Here is a 17,506-nt window from a genome sequence, read left to right as displayed (position 1 = left end):
GCTTGGGGAAAGGCGGCCGGTGTGGCAATCGACTACAACCAGGGGCACATCGCCGAGCAGTATCAACAGGCGAAGACGCAGCCTTGGCGAGAACGCATCGAGACCTACTCCTTTCTCGAGCACATCGGTGACGTCAGCGGCAAGAAGGTGCTGGACGTCGCATGCGGCGAAGGGCATTTCACCCGCTTGTTGCGCCGTGCCGGCGCCGGGCAGGTGGTCGGACTCGACATCTCCGAACGGATGATCGCCCTGGCCCGCGCGCAGGAAAAGCAGCAGCCGTTGGGCATCGACTACGTCGTGGCGGACGCCCGTTCGACCGTTGCGCAACAGGATTACGACGTGGTTGTGAGTGCGTGGCTGCTGGTGTACGCGCAAAACCGGGCGGAGCTCGCGCAGATGTGTCGCGGCCTCGCGTGCCGGGTCAAGCCGGGCGGCCGGTTCGTCACGGTGAACACCAATCCGGGGGTGTATTCGTTTCGGCCCGACTACCGTAAGTATGGATTCGAGCTGCAACTGGCCGATCACGTCTGCGACGGCGCGCCGATCGACATCACGGTCAATCTCGCCGATTCCAGACTGCAAGTCCGGAACTACTACCTACCGATCGAGGCCTATGCCCGCGCGTTCCGGCACGCCGGTTTCCACGACTTCGCCGTCCACATTCCCGATCTGGAGCCTGCCCCCGAAGCGGGTGAGGAGGGCGACTACTGGGACTACCTACTCGACAATCCTTTCCTGGTCATCATGGACTGCGTCAAAGACTAACGCGCGCGGCCGGCTCCTGGCTGGCCGCAACGGTGCCGTCAGAGCTGTTGGAGCTAAATCGATTTCGGTTTGGCGAGATCCTGTCACGACCACGTTCTAGTTGTCGTTGACCGTTACCACCATCTGGTAGTCGCTGGCCTGCCAGGCCTGCATGAAGGTGTCGATCGGCATCTGCTTGTCGGCGCCCGACGGATAGGCGGGGTCGTTGAGGTGCACGACGCCGGTGCGGGTGTCCACTCCGGTGATGACCAGGGAGTGGTCCGGGGCGCTGTGGTCGCCGTCCGGGTTGTTCCAGATGGTTTCGACATTGACGGTGGCGATCACCTTGTGGCCATCGCCGAGGTAGCGCTCGATCGCCGAAAGTCCGGTGGGAACACCGGTTTGCTCTTCGGTGGAGGCATTGGTGATGGCACCCTTGATGCCGAACTGGGCCAGCAGGACCACCACATCGCTGGGGTCGGTGCCCCAGGTTTGGGTGGGGGTGGGGCGGATGTAGATCGACCCGGGATGCATCGAACTCGGCGTGCTTTCGGCCAGGCTAACGATCTGCTCGTCGGACGGCAGCTTTCCAGTTACTTCGCCGACCACGTCGGCGACCGACATCAGCACGCAGTTGTCGGGCAGGTGCTGCATCTGCCAGTACTGAGCGGCCGTGTCAGGGTGGCCGTACAGCGCGCCGGTGGCTTCGGTCTGGGGAGCGGGGCTGGCCAGAGCGGGCGCGGCGAACGCTCCGGCCACGGCCGCGCCGATGAAGGCCGCCGCGGTGGCGGCGCGCGCTGCGGTGGCGACTCGGTTCATGAAGGTCTTCGACACGATGAGCTCCTTTTCTCATGGGCTTCTCGTCGGCCGCCTCGGCGGCGCGGTGGGTTCCGTGAGAAAAAGATCCACCCGGGGCCTTCCGGGATTCATGAAGAAACCTTGGAAGCCGCGAAAGCCCTGGAAGCTACCTGTCACCGCCCGTGAGCGGCGGCCTCGGTATCAGGAGATGCGGTCCGTCCAGCCCAGCCCTCGACTCACCGCGTCGGCCGCGGCAATGGTCTGTTGGGCGACCTCTTCGAAGTCGGCGGCCGGTAGCCGGTAGGCCGGTCCGGAGACGCTCAGCGCCGCGGCAACCCGTCCGGTGCTGTCGTAGACCGGCGCGGCGACCGCGTTGAGGCCGATTTCGAGCTCCTCACGTGCGCTGGCCCAGCCGGCCGCGCGGGTGGCCGCGAGTTGGGCCTCCAACGCGTCGATGGTGACGATGGTGTTCTCGGTGAAGCTGTCCAATGTCGCGCCGACCCGCTGGCGTACCTCATCTGCGTCCAGACCGGCCAGCAACACCTTGCCGGATGAGGTGGCGTGCACTGGGCAGCTCTGGCCCACCCAGGTTTGCAGTGCGATTTCGGCGGTGCTGACCGCCTCGACGATGTTGACGGCGCGGTTTTCGTCGAGGATTGCCAGGTTGGCCGTTTCACCCAAGTCCGCCGCCAGCTTGTCGCAGGCGTCCTGGCTCAGCTTCACCAGGTCCGAGTGACCGCTGCGGGCGCGGGCCAGTCGCGACACCCCGATTCCGAGCTGGTACTTGCCGCGATCGGAGAGCTGTTCGACGTAGCCGCGTGCTTCCAGCGCGGTGATCAGCCGCGACGCGGTTGATTTGTGTACCCCGAGCTCATCGGCGACCTCGGTCACCCCCGCTTTGCCCAGTTCCGCCAACAGTTCGAGCACCAGCAGGGCCCGGTCAACCGATTGAACGGTGGGGGCAGGGTCTGACTCGGAGGCACCGCCGTCGTTGCCTGTCCCCATGATCATCGACGATATACCGCTGCTCACGGGCACCTCGGTTACCCCGTCACCGCGGGGGTGCCGATGCGTGCGATGACCCACTGATGGAATTCGGCGATGTGGTGCTCGGCGGGAACCAGCACACCGCCGGTGCGGTAGGCGCGTGACGACATCGCGGGCTGAGTCCGCTGGCAGGCGTCGAAGTCCTGCTCGTTGACGCGATGGAACAGTTCGACCGAGTGCGCAATGTCACCGGCCGCGGCCACCTCGGGGGCATAGAGCCAGTCACATTCCACGATGGTTCGGTCGGCGGCGATCGGGAACATCCGGTGGATGATCGCGTGGTCGGGGACCAGGTTGATGAACACCGTCGGTTTGACGGTGATGGCGAAGTAGCGTCGGTCCTGCTCCGGCCTGATTCCGGGTAGGGCGGTGAATCCTGCCCGGCCGTTCACGGTGAAACCTGCTACCGCCGAGCCGAATTCGGCGCCGCGTCCCACCGATCGCTGAGCCGCCTGGCCGCGTGCGAATTCCGGTATCACTCTGGTCAGCTCGGGGTGGATGGTGGCGCAGTGGTAGCACTCCATGAAGTTCTCGACGATCAACTTCCAGTTCGCCGCGACGTCATAGCCGACACGCCGCCCGACCTGCAACGCCTCGATCCGGTAGGTGTCTATGGCGCTCACGTCGCCGAGTCGCGCCGTGACCGACCCGACGACGTCGTCTTCGAACGACGGCGGATCCTCGGCCAGGCAGACCCACGCATAGCCCAGCCACTCCCGCAATGCCACCGCGACCAGGCCATAGCGGTGCCGGTCGATGCTCGCTCCGTCGGTGTCGGTCAGTTCCGCGATATTGGGGGCGGCGATCAGGGTGCCGTCCAATCCGTAGGTCCAGGAGTGGTAGGGGCAGCGCAGATTCCGGCGCACCTGTCCCTCGGGCTCGGTGCACAGCAGCGCACCTCGATGCCGGCAGATGTTGAGAAAGGCGCGCAGCCGTCGATCCCGCCCCCGCACCAGCAGCACGCTTTCGCGTCCCACCTGTACGACCTTGAATTGCCCCGGCTCGTTCAGGTCGGCCGCGCGCACGACGCAAAACCACATGCTTTCGAACACGTGCTGTTGCTCGGCGGCAAACACGGCGGCATTGGTGTAATAGGCCCCGCCCAGGGTGGGCAGCAAGGCCGAGGGTTGCCGGACAGCGGTCATACGGTCACCAGCCTCTGCGGGTCGAACAGCGAAATCGGTTGGCTGGTAGCGCCCTCGGTCACCAGGTCGGCAAGAATCTCGCCGACCACCGGCACGAACTTGAAGCCGTGCCCGGAGAATCCACAGGCCACGGTCACCGCTGGGCAGTACGGATGTCGTGCGATGACGAAATGCTGATCGGGTGTGTTGGAGTACATGCAGGTCGCCGCTTGCAGGCAGGTGCCGGCGAGCGCCGGCAATAACTCGCCGACCCGGGTGATCATCTCGTGGATCTCCTGCGGCCCTACCACCCGGTCGATGGTGTCCGGGGTGCAGGCGATCCCCTTGCGGAAGAACGCGACCTTGACCCCGCCGCGCGGTCCGTCGATGGCGGGGAGGCCGTAAATCTTTGCGCCGGAATCATTCTCGGCGATGAAGATCGGGTGATCCCGGAATCCGGCCGTGCCGCCAACCGGGTCCAGCCAGTACATCACCTGGCGTTGCACCGTGATCGGGATGCCCAATTGGCTCAGCAGCTCCGGTGCCCAGGCGCCGGGGCAGACCACCAGCTGTTCGGCGGTGTAGGTGTCGCGGCCGGTGGTGACCCGCACGCCGCTGGCGGTCGTGGTTCAGTTCAGCACCGGCTCCTCGAACTGCAGTGTTGCCCCCGATCGCTTTGCCAGCTCCAGGTGTGCACGCACCGTCAGTTCAGGGCGAGCCAAACCCGCCTTGGCTTCGTAGAGCGCGATGTCTGTGGGCTGCGGGGTGAAATTCGGGAAGCGGGCCGCGATCTGCGGGGCGTCGAGCACCTCGTGCGGCAGATCCCACTCGCGGCTGGCCCGCAGGCTGCCGGCTACGGTCGCGCAGTCCGGCGGTCCGATGAACAGGCCGCCGGTGAGTCAGTAGATGTCGCTCTGGGCATCGATGGCCAGCCTCTCCCACAGCTCATAGGACCGCAGCAGCAGTGGCACGTAACCGGGATCCTCGAAGTAGGACTGGCGGATGATCCGGGAGCCGCCGTGGCTGGATCCCTTGTCGTGGGCCGGTTGATGACGCTCCAGGCCGAGCACTCGGCGGCCCCGGGCGGCCAGATGATAGGCGGCCGCGCTTCCCATGCCGCCCAGTCCGATCACAATGACGTCGTAACCCGTTGTCGCCATGGTGAGTTACCTCCGTATCCGGGTGGACTCTGGATCGACCACCGGTTGCTGGCGGACGCTCGCCGGGTAGCGCCGACCGCGGTGGTCGACGGTGACGGTGTCGCCAATCGACGATTCGGCCGGCAGCCAGGCGTAGGCGATGGTGCGGCCAATCGTGGGCGAATACCCGGCACTGGTCACGAATCCAATGCAGACATCGCCGGCCAACACCGGCTCCTTGCCCAGTGCCGCCGCGGCGGGATCGTCGAAGACAAGGCACTGCAGTACCTTTCGCGCAGCGGCGTCCACCAGCGCGGCCTTGCCGATGAAGTCTTTGGACATCCGAACCGCGAAGCCTAGGCCGGCCTCGTCCGGGCGGTGCTCGGAGGTCATGTCGGTGCCCCACGCGCGGTAGCCCTTCTCCATGCGCAGGCTGTTGAACGCGATGCGCCCGGCGGCAATGGCCTGGTGGCCGGCGCCGGCTGCCCACAACAGGTCCCACAGGGCGCCGCCGTAGCTGGCTTCGGTATAGATCTCCCAGCCCAGCTCGCCGACATAGGACACCCGCAGCATGGTGACCGGGATGGCCTCCAGATGGGTCTGCAGCAACCGGAAGTACGGGAACGCTTGGTGTGACAGATCGTCTCGGCACAACGGCTGCACAAGGTCCCGCGCGGCCGGCCCCCACACCCCGATACAGCAGGTGGCTCCGGTGATATCGCGCAGCGTGACGCTGCCGTCTTGGGGCAGATGACGACTCAGCCAGTCGAAGTCCTGGGGCCCATTGGCGCCGACCTGAAAACGGGCCGTGCCGAGTCGGGCGACGGTGAGATCGCTGCGGATGCCCCCCGTCTCATCGAGCATCAAGGTGTAGGTGACCGATCCGACGCCCTTGTCGATGTCGTTGGTAGTCAGCCGCTGCAGCAGGTCGACCGCACCGGCACCGCTGACTTCGTAGCGGGTCAGCGGTGTGATGTCGTAGAGGGCGACGCGTTCACGCGTCCACTGCGCCTCGGCGATCGCGATGGGCGACCAGTAGCGTGCCGCCCAGTCGTCACGCTCGGGAAACGCCACATTGCGCTCGGCGAGCTCCCGAACAAGCTCGGCATTGGCTTGGAACCATGCGTGTCGCTCCCAGCTGCCGCCCTCGTAGAAGTAGGCGCCCAGTTCGCGCTGGCGGTGGTGGAATGGGCTGGTGCGCAGGCCGCGCAGCGCGCTGCGGTACTGGTGGGGATGAACGATGTCGTAGACCTCGACGAAGGCCTGCGCGCAGGTCTCGTCGATGAATCGTGGGCTGCGCGCAAAGTCCTCGAACCGGTACAGGTCGCATTCGTGCACGTCGATCGACGGGGTGCCGTCGACGATCCACTCCGCGACCGCTTTGGCCACCCCGGCCGAATGGGTCACCCACACCGCCTCGGCAACCCAGAATCCGCCCAACTCCCGGTGCTCGCCGAGCAGCGAATCCCCGTCGGGCGTGAACGAGAAGATGCCGTTGAAGCCCTCGTCAACCTTGGTGTCCCCGAGCGCAGGCAGCAGTCGCACGCATTCACGCCAGGCCGGTTCGAAGTCCTCCTCGGTGAAGGGGAGCATCGAGGGCATCGGTTCACCGGCGGTGTCGGCCAGCAACGTGGACATGTCCACGGGCATCGGCTGGTGCCCGTAGGAGCCGATGCCAAGGCGGTCGACGTGTTCGCGAAAATACAGGTCGCCGTCTTGGTGGCGCAGGATCGGCAGGCTCGCCGGGGCGTCTTCGGTGTTGCGCCCGACCAGCGGTGCGACCTGGCCGGTCTTGGCGTATTGGTGCGCCATCGGCACCAGCGGCAGCACCAGGCCCACCTGTTTGGCCAGCTGTGCGCCCCAGAATCCCGCCGCGCAGACCACGATGTCGGCCTCGATGACACCGCGACTGGTGTGGACTCCGGTGACCCGGCCGTTGTGGTCGGCCACCTGCTGCACCTCAGTCTCGGCCAGGAAGACCGCGCCCCGCGCGATCGCGCGCCGAGCCTGCGCTTCGACCGCGCGTACCGCCGAGGCCAGGCCGTCGCTCGGGGTGTGAAAGCCGCCCAGGATTCCCGCGCGGTCCAACAGCGGGTGCAGCTCGACGCACTGGTCCGGGCCGACCAGCCGCCCCGGCACTCCCCAGGCCTGCGCCCAACCCGCCTTGCGATGCAGGTCCGCCCAGCGCTCGGCGGTGGTGGCGACCTCGAGCCCGCTCACCCGGTTGAACACCGCCCTATCGCGATGGTGCAGTCCGGAGAATTTGTCCACGGTGTAGCGAGCGAATGCGCTCATGGTTTTCGACGGGTTGGTCGCAAACACCAGGCCGGGGGCATGCGACGTGGATCCGCCGGTGGTGAACAAGGGCCCGCGGTCGACCACCGTGACATCGATGACCCCCCGGGCGGTCAGCTCGTCGGCCAGCGAAGCCCCAACGATGCCGGCACCCACGATGACGATCTTCGGTCCCATAGCGCCACCCACTTGCACTGTGTTCCGTAATGCGAAACAAGTTTTGTAATGCGCAACATGGTGAGGTCTGGCGCGGCCGCTGTCAAGCGGACACGAAGGGACCCGGAAACGGCGCGGGCGGGGCCGCGGCATTGGCTGGCCCCAGCCGTCTCCCGGTGCGGCTATCGGAGGCTTACCGGTTGGGGTTGCGAATCGATCAATGGCGCGCGGCGCCGACCGCCGCGGTCTGATAGTCCCAGGGCTCGAAGGGGGCGGAGGCGGTGCCGGTAGGTAGCTGCCATCTGGTGAAGAAGTGGCCGGCCGGATGTGCGCTCTTCGATGCCGCGATGCCCAGCGCCGCGCGGACCTCGGCCAGCGGTCGGTCCAGGAGCTCTTCGTAGGGGGCCGCCATCAGGTTCTGCGCGGCCCGCCCGCGTGCTACCGCCTGGCGCCAGAACTCGCGTTTGCGCCGCCATGAGCCGCCGCGTACCACCGCGCACGCGATGAATCCGAAAATCGCTGTGGTTCGGCACTTTCCAAGCTGGCCGTGATGCAGGCCCAGGTTGCCGATCTCGCCGCCCAGGTCGGGTCCGTAGCCGCCCAGCACGTGGAACATGTCATGCAAGACGGTGCCCCGCTTGATCATGTAGCCGAAGTCGGGGTCCCAGCCATTGCGTTCGATGACCGGCTCGATGACGTCGCGGGCATCGAATACCCCCGCATCGAGGCGGTGTTGACGCAGGAAATCGCGATAGGCGGCACCGAGTGAGCCCGGCGGCAACGTAGCCAGGTAGTCGTCGTCACCGAGTCGCGCCATCAGGTGGGGCTTTGTCTCGAGCAGCCGGCGTCCCTGCGGGAGTCGGGCGAGTTTGTCGAACTCGCGCTGCAGGGCCGGGTAGCCGAAGGCGATCACGGCTTCAAATACCTGGTCATGATTGAACCGAAGGCCGAACACGTGGCCCAGTGCGCGAACACCGGTCCGCATCTGCCCGTACCGTGCCGTTGTGGACGGGATAGCCATCTACCAAATAATAGACATACTGTAATCGATGTCAACTAAAATTCCAGCCGGAGAATCCGGCGTGCGGCGACGCGGCCGGCCCGCGGGGGGCGGCAATACCCCGGAGCAGGCGCGTCGTCTGCTGGTGCAAACGGCCGAGCGTTGCTTTGCCGGAAATGGTCTGGATATCACCATGGCGGAGGTTGCCAAGCGGGCGGGCGTCTCACGCGCTGTGCTCTATCGGCATTTCGGTGGGCGTGATGAGTTGGTGGTCGCGGTTGCGGTTCAGGTGATGGATCGCTATGTCGCACGAGTGGTTGATGACCTGATGCCCACGGACGACGTTGCCGCCCTGATCACCGAGTCATTGGTTTTTGTGACCACGGTGGTCAGTCGTGATCCCCTGCTCGAGTTGCTGTCCATGGGAGCCGAGCACGGCGTCGCCAGTTTGCTGGCCAACTCCCCGGTGTTGTGTGGGAAGGTGGCCGGCCTCTACGAGCAGGTGTTCGTCCTATTCCGGGACCGGTTGCGAGTGGGCTTGGAACCCGGTGATGTCGGGCGATACATCCTCGGGGTAGCACTGTCGCTGCTGATGAACGTGATACCGGGGTCGGATGACCCCGCGACGGTCCGTCGCTATGTCCGGACCTTCGTGCTGCCCGCGATTGTCGCGTCCCCGCCCGACGCGGTGTCGGTGTTTGTCTGAGCCGAGGCAACTTCCCCGTGTCGCGCGCGGCGGCGCATCGCTGCGGTGCGCCCGTGCGGCCATACACTGGGCCATCGTGGGTATGCTCTTCGGGTTTTCGCCGTGGCTGGTTTACTGGGTGTTGGTCGGCAATGTCCCTTTCGAGACGGCGGTCGCGGTCACGCTGTTGATTGCCCTGGCGGTGCTCGCGGTAGGGCGCTCCGCTCAAAAGCCCGGGCGCACCGTCGAAATAGGTTCTGTCGCAACATTTTCAGTGCTGACCGTGCTGACATTCGCACTCAGCGAGGCGTTTCTGGCGCGATGGATCGTGGCGGTGAGTAACTTCGGCATCTTCCTGGTCGCTGTTCTCGGAGTACTGATGGGCAAACCGCTTGTGCGCGAATACGCGGCCGCCGAATTGCCCTCCGACGTGGTCAACACCGAGTTGTTCAAGCGAATGACGATGATCCTGACCTGGATCTGGGTTGCCGCGTTCGCCGGTATGACGCTCTCATCACTGGTTCCGCCGATCGTGGAAAGTGACGCCACCATCCTTGACACCAAGACCCCGGTGTCGTTCATGTGCTACTGGGTCATTCCGGTGTCGCTGCTGGGTTTGGCGGCGCTGGCTTCTCAGTTGCTGCCCACCCGGATGCTTGCCGGCATCGACGATGTTGTCCGGGAGACCTCATTCGTCGCTTACGACGAAGCGACCATCGACGAGCTTTACTACCTTGCCCAAGAACACGCCAACCGGGAAGTCGGTCCGGGTAAGGAGGCCTACAACATGAAGGTCGGCGGGATGGGGACACCCCTGACCGGCGACGAGGCGCGCAAATCCTGGCCCTCAACCTATAAAGTGCGTGACAAGCGGCGCTAGCGCCGGCCTCCGTACACCCGCACTACAACTTTTCCTGCTAAATCATGCGTATGGCATTTATGGCGAGACGATGGGTAGCGACGGTTGGGTTGTCGATTGCGCTGGCAGCCTGCTCGTCGAGCACCTCAGATCCCACCGCCGCGTATGCGGGCAACATGGACTTGAGTACCGCAACCGGCACAGCGTTGGCGATCTCACCGGGCCGGATGTTGGCGGCCACCCACGGCGTGACACCGGTGGCGTTCGGCAAACCCGCGCACGGCCGCATCGCCTACGGCGAAAACGGTGCCATGATCTACACCCCCGACCCGGGCTTCACCGGTACCGATGAACTCGCCGTCACGGTTAGCCACGCGGTCAAGCTCTTCGCCGAGGACCAACTGCCGCTGGCCACCGTCAGCGGCGTCGCGATCAAGGCCAGTGCACACGGATCGGGAATCGCCGCGGTGCCGGGCAGTGCCGATGAAATCTATGGCATCACCGACCGCGGTCCCAACGTCGACGGGCGTACCCCGAATGAAAAGGTGCTCCCGGTACCCGAATTCCACTCGCACATCGCCAAGCTCAAACTCGCCGATGGCGTGGCAACGGTGGAGCGAATCATCACGCTGCACGGTCCGGCCGGACGTCCGATGCTCGGACTGGTTTCCCCGCAGGCGAATACCGGGGAGGCCCTGGTAGACCTCAACGCAACGCCGCTGCCGCCTTCCGATTACGGCGTGGACCCCGAGGGGCTGGTCGCCATGTACGACGGCAGCTTCTGGGTATCCGACGAGTACGGTCCCTACCTCATCCACTTCGACGACAACGGCAAAGAGCTGGAACGCTTTTCACCGTTTGACGGGACGCTGCCCCGGGAGCTGTCACTGCGCAGCCCCAACCGCGGCATCGAGGGTCTGACCATCACCCCGGACGGTTCCACGCTGGTGGGGATCATGCAGTCGGCCATCCAGACGCCCGAGCTGGCCGGCCCGGCCAAGTCGGTCCCGATCGTGCGCATCGTGACCGTCAACCTCATTGACCCCAGAAACGTCCACGAATACCTGTATCCGCTGGACAATCCCCAGCAGACGAAGGTCGCTGTCTCCGATATCACCGCGCTGAGCGCCACCACGTTCCTGGTCGACGAGCGCGACAACGAGCCGGCGCCCAAGGGAAACAAGAAGATCTACCTGGTGGATACGTCCGACGCCACCGACGTCGGACCCCGCTCGACGGTGCCCGGTGCGGTGTATCAGGCGGACGCCGGCGGCTTGCTCATCGACGGTGTTCCGATCGAAACCGCGGTGGGCGTCAGTACCGACGCCGACGCCGTCGCCAAGCTCAAGGCCGCCGGCATCACGGTGGCGTCGAAGACCCTCAAACTCGATCTCGCATCCCTGGTGCGCACGCTGAGTCCCAACGGTGACTTCTTCGGGCACGACAAGATCGAAGGCCTGATCACCCCGGACGGCGGCAAGACGCTGATCATGGCAAATGACAGCGATTTCGGGCTGGCCGGGTTGGCCTCGGACACGCCACCCATGCGGCTCGAGCCCAAGATGTTGCCCAACGGTTCCCAAGACAATGGCGAGATTCTCATCGTCGACACGACCCAGCTGCCGGCGAAGACCGAATCGGTGACGGTCTCTATCAGGGTCGGTTGAGCGCGGTGGACCGGAGCGCTCAGCCCGCCACCGGGCGAAGGCGAAAAACCCGGATCTCGCGGGGCGCGCAGCTGCTGCGATAACCCTCGTAGCCGGCGTAGAAGTCCGTGGCGCTGGCCCACGCCGCCGCGCGCGCATCGCCGGTGAGCAGTTCGGCCCGGTACGGCCCGGGCGGCCCTTTGAACTGCACCGTGCACTCGGGGTGTGCCAGCAAGTTGGCACTCCACGCGGGATGGTTGGGACGCCCGTAGTTGGACCGGATGGCCAACAGTCCGTAGGAGTCCTCGATCAATGCCAGGGGATGCACCCGGGGCTGGCCGGACTTGGCGCCCGTCGAGGTGAGCAGGCCTACTTTGTTCCAGCCCCCGAAGCTCAGCCGGCCGCCGGTCCGTGGGATCAGCGCCTTGTCGATGGGTGGGGCAACGCGGAGCATGACGACGTAGCCCACCCGGGTCATCAGGACGCGCTCCAGCAGCGCCTCATCGAGTCGCAACCGTCGCCCACGCCGCGGGCTGTACCTGCGAAACGCCACGAGTAGCACAGTAATCGATCGGAGCGGAGCCCACATTGGGGTTTGTGGGGGTTCGCGGGGGTTATGGCGTCGTAGGTTGAATGGGTCGGATGCGTCGAGTCCTCCGCAGGCAAGGAGCGTTGCGATGATCAAGGACAACTCATGACAAGCGACATGGGAGACCGCGACTATCCCCAGATGGCGGCCGCCCGCGGACGGATCGAGCCGGCGCCGCGCCGGGTGCGCGGCTATCTGGGCCACGAATTGGTCTTCGACACCACACAGGCTCGCTACGTGTGGGAAGTGCCGTACTACCCCGCGTACTACGTGCCATTGGCCGACGTCCGAGCGGAGTTCCTCAGGGACGAGAACCATGCGCAGCGGGTCCAGTTGGGTGCCTCGCATCTGTACTCCGTCGTCGGCTCCGCGGCAACGCAGACCCATCCGTCGGCCGCGCGGGTGTTCGACGCCGACGGTGCGAGTCCGGTGGCGGGCACCGTGCGGTTCGACTGGGATGTGCTGCGGTGGTTCGAGGAAGACGAACAGATCTATGGCCATCCGCGCAATCCCTACTCGCGTGTCGACGCGCTGCGCTCGCAACGACATGTCCGGGTCGAACTCGACGGTGTCGTGCTTGCCGATACCGGCTGTCCCGTGCTGCTGTTCTAGACCGGACTGCCCACCAGGTACTACATCGATCCAACCGACGTCGCCTTCGAGCATCTGGAACCGAGCGCGACCCAGACGTTGTGCCCCTAGAAGGGGACGACCACCGGCTATTGGTCGGTGCGGGTGGGCGACAGCGTGCATCCGGACCTGGCGTGGACCTACCACTACCCGTTGCCCGCCGTTGCCGCAATCGCCGGGTTGGTGGCGTTTTACAACGAAAAACTTGACATTAGTGTCGACGGTGTCAACCTATCCCGGCCCCGTACACACTTTGGCTAGGTTTGAGCATAAGCACGGTGTGAGATTTGCCTCTCCCGGTGTTGGAATATAAGAGATTCTTATTTGACGTCCGCGATCAGGGCATTTGGACTGTTGGCGACACGTGACAAAATAGCTGATCAAGCTATCCTTGGAAGTTTGCTGCGAATTCCCTGTGTAAATGATTCAGAATTGCATTCTGAGCGCTGGCTGAGGCGGCCGAGTGACATAGGTAACAGCAATAAAATTGAAATCTATTTACCCAGAATTAAGGAGCTAGACTCGGGCGAAAGCAGTCGATCAGCGCCTTTTTGGTGCTGAAATCCGGTTTGGATCGGCCGCCGAGGATCGCACAGGGTTGTCGCGATATACGGCGCTCGCATGGAGTTTTCAAAACAGCAAAGGCGGTGCCAGCGTGAGCGACGTGAACGGCCAGCAGACCGGCTGGAATGATCGCGATGGCGGGGATGTCCAGGTCTTCGAGTTGGGTACCGCACCCGATTTCCCGACCTCCTTCGAGATTGCGGTGGCCAACGGGCCCATCGGTGACATCGGCATCAGTCCCGACGGCAGTCGCCTGATGGTGACCAACTACGGCGACAACAGCGTGTCGGTGATCGACACCGACACCTGCCGGGTGGTGGAGACCATCACCGGCATCGATGAGGCTTTCGCGGTCACCACGGGCGGCCCAGCCGCCAACCGCGCCTACGTGAGCACCGTTTCGACTGCGTATGACGCCATTGCCGTGATCGATGTCGCCACCAACGCCGTCGTCTCCACCCACCCGCTGGCGCTCAGCGTCAGTGACCTGGCGGCCAGCTCGGATGGAAAGTACGTCTACGCCAGCCGCAACGGCGCTCGCGGTGCCGACATCGCTGTTCTTGACACCGCAACGGGCCGTGTCGATCTGGTCGACATCGCTACCAAGTCCGGCCTCACCACCGAATGTGTCCGCGTCAGCGCCGACGGCCAACGCGTTTACGTCGGCGCCAACGGACCGTCCGGCGGCCAGCTCATGGTCGTGGCAACCCACGCGGAGTCCGAACTCAATCCGGTCCGCGGCGGACGCGCGCGCTCGCGGGGCAGGAATGGCAAGGGCGTGGCCGGATCTGTCGTGCAGCAGTTCCCGCGCGATCTGCGCATCATCGACACGATTGAGATCGGCTCTTCGGTTCGTGATGTCGCGATCAGCCCCGACGGCACCACCGCCTACGTCGCCAGTTGCGGCGCCGACTTCGGCGCGGTGATCGACGTTGTCGACACCCGCACCCGCAAGATCACCGGCACCCGCAAGATCGAGGAGATCGGCGGTCTGATCACCCGGCTTTCCATCGGCGGCAACGGCGAGCGTGCCTACCTGGTGAGCGAGGACCGTGTCACCGTGCTCAGCGCGCGCTCGCAGGATGTCATCGGCACTGTGCGGGTCAACCAGCCGTCCGCCGCGATCGAAAGCCCGGGCGGCGACCGCCTGTACGTCGCTGACTATTCCGGAACGGTCACCATGACGTTGGTTGATCTGGGCGTGTCAGCCATCGACAACGCCCTGTGCCAGGGTTTGTCGGCCGATTGGGTCATGCCTGAGCTGCTGCAGTTCGAGGCGGCGCTGGCCTAACGGCCCCTGCTGGGCGCGGTTCTGCGGGGGAGCCCGTTTCTTATGGTGGCGGGCGGCGATAGCATTCGCCGGAGGCCGACACGAGGCGGTGCTGCGCCGGGACCCGTAAGGCGGTACATCGATGTACAGCACGATGCAGGATTTTCCTCTGACGATCACCGCGATCATGCGCCACGGCTGTGGCGTTCACGGGTCGCGACAGGTGATCACCGCGACAGGTGACGCCTACCGTCAGACCACCTATCGCGAAGTCGGACAGCGTGCCGCCCAACTGGCAAACGCGCTGCGCGGACTGGCCATTTCCGGTGACCAGCGGGTGGCCACGTTCATGTGGAACAACGCCGAACACCTGGTGGCCTACCTGGCGGTGCCGTCGATGGGGGCGGTGCTGCACACCCTCAATATCCGGCTGTTCGCCGAGCAGATCGCCTACGTCGCCAACGAGGCCGAAGACCAGGTGGTCCTGGTCGACCTGTCCTTGACCAACCTGCTGGCCCCGGTGCTGCCCAACCTCGGCACCGTGCACACGGTAATCGCGGTCGGGGAGGGAGACACCGCGGCGCTGGAAGAGTCGGGCAAGACCGTGCTGCGCTACGACGAGCTGCTCGACGGCCAATCGACCGAGTTCGATTGGCCGCACATCGACGAGAACTCCGCCGCCGCCATGTGTTACACCAGCGGTACCACCGGACACCCGAAAGGCGTTGTCTACAGCCATCGTTCAAGCTTTTTACACTCGATGGCGACCTGTACCGCAAACGGTATCGGCGTGGGATCCAACGATCGGGTGCTGCCGATCGTGCCGATGTTTCATGCCAACGCCTGGGGGCTGCCCTACGCCGCGCTGATGGCCGGCGCGGATCTGGTGCTACCCGACCGCCATCTCGACGCCAGGTCGCTAGTTCACATGGTGGAGAACCTGCGCCCTACCCGGGCCGGCGCGGTGCCGACCATCTGGAACGACGTCATGCACTACCTGGAGAAAAATCCCGGCCACGACGCGTCCTCGTTGGGGCTGGTGGCCTGCGGTGGCTCGGCGGTTCCGGAATCGCTGATGCGGACGTTCGAAGAAAAGTACGGCGTCCAAATCCGGCAGTTGTGGGGGATGACGGAAACGTCGCCGTTGGCCACCATGGCCTGGCCGCCGCCGGGAACCCCGCCGGACCGGCACTGGGCGATCCGGTCCACGCAGGGCCAGCCGGTGTGCGGCGTGGAAACCAGGATCGTCGACGACAACGGCGAGGCGCTGCCCAACGACGGCCAGGCCGTGGGCGAGGTAGAGGTCCGCGGCCCGTGGGTCACCGGCGCCTACTACCTGGGCTATGACCAGTCCAAGTTCGATTCCGGCTGGCTGCGCACCGGCGATGTCGGGCGCATCGATGAGCTGGGCTTCATCACGTTGACCGACCGGGCCAAGGATGTCATCAAGTCCGGCGGGGAATGGATCTCCTCGGTGGAGTTGGAGAACTGTCTGATCGCTCATCCCGATGTGGTCGAGGCCGCGGTGGTGGGCGTCCCCGATGAGCGCTGGCAGGAGCGGCCGCTGGCCGTCGTGGTTCGCCGCGAGGGGGCCACGGTCAGCGCCGCGGAACTGCGAAAGTTCCTTGCGGACCGGGTGGTTCGATGGTGGCTGCCCGAACGGTGGGCATTTGCCGATCAGGTTCCGCGCACCAGTGTGGGTAAGTACGACAAGAAGACCATCAGGGCCGGTTATGCGGAGGGCGTCTACCAGGTCACCGAGGTACACAACTGAGCGCGAGCAGACACAGACTCGCATAGCCTCGGCGCCAAACGTGCGATTCTGTGTCTGCTCGCCAGAGGCAGCGAGCCAACGCAACGAAGTGCGAGGAAGGTGGGGTCATGGGCCTGCGAGTCGTGCAGTGGGCAACCGGGTCGGTCGGTGTTGCCGCAATCAAAGGTGTTCTCGAGCATCCCGAACTCGAACTCGTCGGCTGCTGGGTGTACTCGGAGGCCAAGAGCGGCGTCGACGTCGGTGAGATCATCGGGACGCCGCCGTTGGGCGTGATCACGACCAACAGCGTCGACGAGATTCTCGCACTCGACGCCGACGCGGTGATCTATGCGCCGCTGATGCCCAGCGTCGATGAGGTTGCGGCTCTGCTGCATTCGGGCAAGAGCGTGGTCACGCCGCTGGGCTGGTTCTACCCGACCGAAAAGGAAGCTGCCCCAATCGAAGTCGCTGCGCAGTCCGGCAACGCCACGCTGCACGGTGCCGGTATCGGCCCGGGCGCGGCCACCGAACTGTTCCCGCTGTTGCTGTCGGTGATGTCCACCGGCGTGACTTTCGTTCGCTCCGGGGAGTTTTCCGACCTACGCACCTACGGTGCGCCGGATGTGCTGCGCTATGTGATGGGTTTCGGGGGTACCCCGGACAGTGCGCTGACCGGGCCGATGCAAAAGCTGCTCGACGGCGGCTTCATGCAGTCGGTCCGGCTCTGCGTGGACCGCCTCGGCTTTGCCGCCGACCCGCAGATCCGCACCTCGCAGGAGGTGGCGGTGGCGACCGCGCCGATCGAATCGCCGATCGGAGTGATCGAGCCGGGCCAGGTGGCGGGGCGCCGCTTCCACTGGGAGGCCGTGGTTGGCGACACGGCGGTCGTCGAGATCGCCGTGAACTGGCTGATGGGTGAGGAAAACCTAGACCCACCATGGTCTTTCGTCCCCGCCGGGGAGCGCTACGAGATCGAGGTGCGCGGACATCCCGACGCCTTTGTCACCATCAAGGGATGGCAGCCCGACAGTGTGGCCGCGGGTTTGCAGAGCAACCCGGGAATCGTCGCCACGGCGGCGCACTGCGTCAACGCCGTCCCGGCGACCTGCGCGGCACCGGCGGGCATCCAGAGCTTCTTCGACTTGCCGCTGATCACCGGCCGGGCCGCACCCGAGCTGTCTAACTGATCGTTCGCCGCGGGGGCGCT

13 protein-coding genes and 2 pseudogenes are annotated in these 17,506 nt (G+C 65.2%); 8 read left to right on the top strand and 7 right to left on the bottom strand.

What is annotated here, in order from left to right; translation table 11 throughout:
• Nucleotides 1-21 precede the first annotated feature (21 nt).
• Entirely contained in the window at nucleotides 22-765 is a 744-nt protein-coding gene (locus tag G6N41_RS00950; protein ID WP_198966327.1) for a class I SAM-dependent methyltransferase, read from the top strand.
• Nucleotides 766-861: 96 nt separating this feature from the next.
• On the opposite strand, the gene G6N41_RS00945 is transcribed toward G6N41_RS00950, so the two are convergent.
• From G6N41_RS00945 to G6N41_RS00920, 6 genes and pseudogenes are all read right to left on the bottom strand, one after another.
• Entirely contained in the window at nucleotides 862-1,578 is a 717-nt protein-coding gene (locus G6N41_RS00945; protein ID WP_198966326.1) for a C39 family peptidase, read from the bottom strand.
• Between the two features lie 165 nt (nucleotides 1,579-1,743).
• The gene (locus G6N41_RS00940) at nucleotides 1,744-2,574 is read right to left on the bottom strand and encodes an IclR family transcriptional regulator (protein WP_231608755.1); all 831 of its coding nucleotides are present in this window, start codon (nucleotides 2,572-2,574) and stop codon (nucleotides 1,744-1,746) included.
• An 11-nt stretch (nucleotides 2,575-2,585) separates the two neighbouring features.
• Nucleotides 2,586-3,734 (bottom strand): aromatic ring-hydroxylating oxygenase subunit alpha, encoded by a 1,149-nt coding sequence (locus G6N41_RS00935; protein WP_198966325.1) that lies wholly within the window; start codon nucleotides 3,732-3,734, stop codon nucleotides 2,586-2,588.
• Nucleotides 3,731-4,873 (bottom strand): annotated as a pseudogene (solA, locus tag G6N41_RS00930) (N-methyl-L-tryptophan oxidase). The gene G6N41_RS00935 and the pseudogene solA overlap by 4 nt, the downstream one beginning before the upstream one ends.
• Before the next feature lie 6 nt (nucleotides 4,874-4,879).
• Complete coding sequence (locus tag G6N41_RS00925; protein WP_198966324.1) at nucleotides 4,880-7,324, bottom strand: GcvT family protein; 2,445 nt, start codon at nucleotides 7,322-7,324, stop codon at nucleotides 4,880-4,882.
• 196 nt (nucleotides 7,325-7,520) lie between these two features.
• On the bottom strand, nucleotides 7,521-8,288 hold the full coding sequence (locus G6N41_RS00920; protein WP_198966323.1) for a Coq4 family protein: 768 nt from the start codon (nucleotides 8,286-8,288) through the stop codon (nucleotides 7,521-7,523).
• Between the two features lie 64 nt (nucleotides 8,289-8,352).
• Here G6N41_RS00920 and G6N41_RS00915 point away from each other — a divergent pair, with 64 nt between their 5' ends.
• The 3 genes from G6N41_RS00915 (at nucleotide 8,353) to G6N41_RS00905 (ending at nucleotide 11,514) form a co-directional block, all read left to right on the top strand.
• Nucleotides 8,353-9,009: a TetR/AcrR family transcriptional regulator gene (locus tag G6N41_RS00915; protein WP_231608754.1), complete on the top strand. Its 657-nt coding sequence runs from the start codon at nucleotides 8,353-8,355 to the stop codon at nucleotides 9,007-9,009.
• A 76-nt stretch (nucleotides 9,010-9,085) separates the two neighbouring features.
• The gene (locus G6N41_RS00910) at nucleotides 9,086-9,868 is read left to right on the top strand and encodes a hypothetical protein (RefSeq protein ID WP_198966322.1); all 783 of its coding nucleotides are present in this window, start codon (nucleotides 9,086-9,088) and stop codon (nucleotides 9,866-9,868) included.
• 44 nt (nucleotides 9,869-9,912) lie between these two features.
• On the top strand, nucleotides 9,913-11,514 hold the full coding sequence (locus tag G6N41_RS00905; protein WP_198966321.1) for an esterase-like activity of phytase family protein: 1,602 nt from the start codon (nucleotides 9,913-9,915) through the stop codon (nucleotides 11,512-11,514).
• Between the two features lie 19 nt (nucleotides 11,515-11,533).
• On the opposite strand, the gene G6N41_RS00900 is transcribed toward G6N41_RS00905, so the two are convergent.
• The gene (locus G6N41_RS00900; protein ID WP_231608752.1) at nucleotides 11,534-12,046 is read right to left on the bottom strand and encodes a nitroreductase family deazaflavin-dependent oxidoreductase; all 513 of its coding nucleotides are present in this window, start codon (nucleotides 12,044-12,046) and stop codon (nucleotides 11,534-11,536) included.
• A 153-nt stretch (nucleotides 12,047-12,199) separates the two neighbouring features.
• On the opposite strand from G6N41_RS00900, the pseudogene G6N41_RS00895 reads away from it, so the two are divergent.
• From G6N41_RS00895 to G6N41_RS00880, 4 genes and pseudogenes are all read left to right on the top strand, one after another.
• Nucleotides 12,200-12,973: pseudogene (locus G6N41_RS00895) on the top strand (DUF427 domain-containing protein).
• Between the two features lie 394 nt (nucleotides 12,974-13,367).
• Nucleotides 13,368-14,567, top strand: a complete 1,200-nt coding sequence (locus tag G6N41_RS00890; protein WP_198966320.1) for a YncE family protein — start codon at nucleotides 13,368-13,370, stop codon at nucleotides 14,565-14,567.
• Nucleotides 14,568-14,688: 121 nt separating this feature from the next.
• The gene (locus G6N41_RS00885; protein WP_198966319.1) at nucleotides 14,689-16,320 is read left to right on the top strand and encodes a fatty acid--CoA ligase; all 1,632 of its coding nucleotides are present in this window, start codon (nucleotides 14,689-14,691) and stop codon (nucleotides 16,318-16,320) included.
• 107 nt (nucleotides 16,321-16,427) lie between these two features.
• Entirely contained in the window at nucleotides 16,428-17,486 is a 1,059-nt protein-coding gene (locus G6N41_RS00880) for an NAD(P)H-dependent amine dehydrogenase family protein (RefSeq protein WP_198966318.1), read from the top strand.
• The last annotated feature ends 20 nt before the right edge of the window (nucleotides 17,487-17,506 follow it).

The sequence above is a fragment of the Mycobacterium shottsii genome, from assembly GCF_010728525.1.
Lineage (GTDB): Bacteria > Actinomycetota > Actinomycetes > Mycobacteriales > Mycobacteriaceae > Mycobacterium > Mycobacterium marinum.
Note: the sequence above shows the minus strand (reverse complement) of the source record. Positions and strands in the feature narration are given on the sequence as shown.

Excerpts from the sequence above, each read along its gene's own strand:
- G6N41_RS00925 (WP_198966324.1), bottom strand. The coding sequence starts at position 7,324 with ATGGGACCGAAGATCGTCATCGTGGGTGCCGGCATCGTTGGGGCTTCG.
- G6N41_RS00885 (WP_198966319.1), top strand. The coding sequence starts at position 14,689 with ATGTACAGCACGATGCAGGATTTTCCTCTGACGATCACCGCGATCATG.
- G6N41_RS00920 (WP_198966323.1), bottom strand. The coding sequence starts at position 8,288 with ATGCGGACCGGTGTTCGCGCACTGGGCCACGTGTTCGGCCTTCGGTTC.
- G6N41_RS00915 (WP_231608754.1), top strand. The coding sequence starts at position 8,353 with ATGTCAACTAAAATTCCAGCCGGAGAATCCGGCGTGCGGCGACGCGGC.
- G6N41_RS00935 (WP_198966325.1), bottom strand. The coding sequence starts at position 3,734 with ATGACCGCTGTCCGGCAACCCTCGGCCTTGCTGCCCACCCTGGGCGGG.
- G6N41_RS00905 (WP_198966321.1), top strand. The coding sequence starts at position 9,913 with ATGCGTATGGCATTTATGGCGAGACGATGGGTAGCGACGGTTGGGTTG.
- G6N41_RS00880 (WP_198966318.1), top strand. The coding sequence starts at position 16,428 with ATGGGCCTGCGAGTCGTGCAGTGGGCAACCGGGTCGGTCGGTGTTGCC.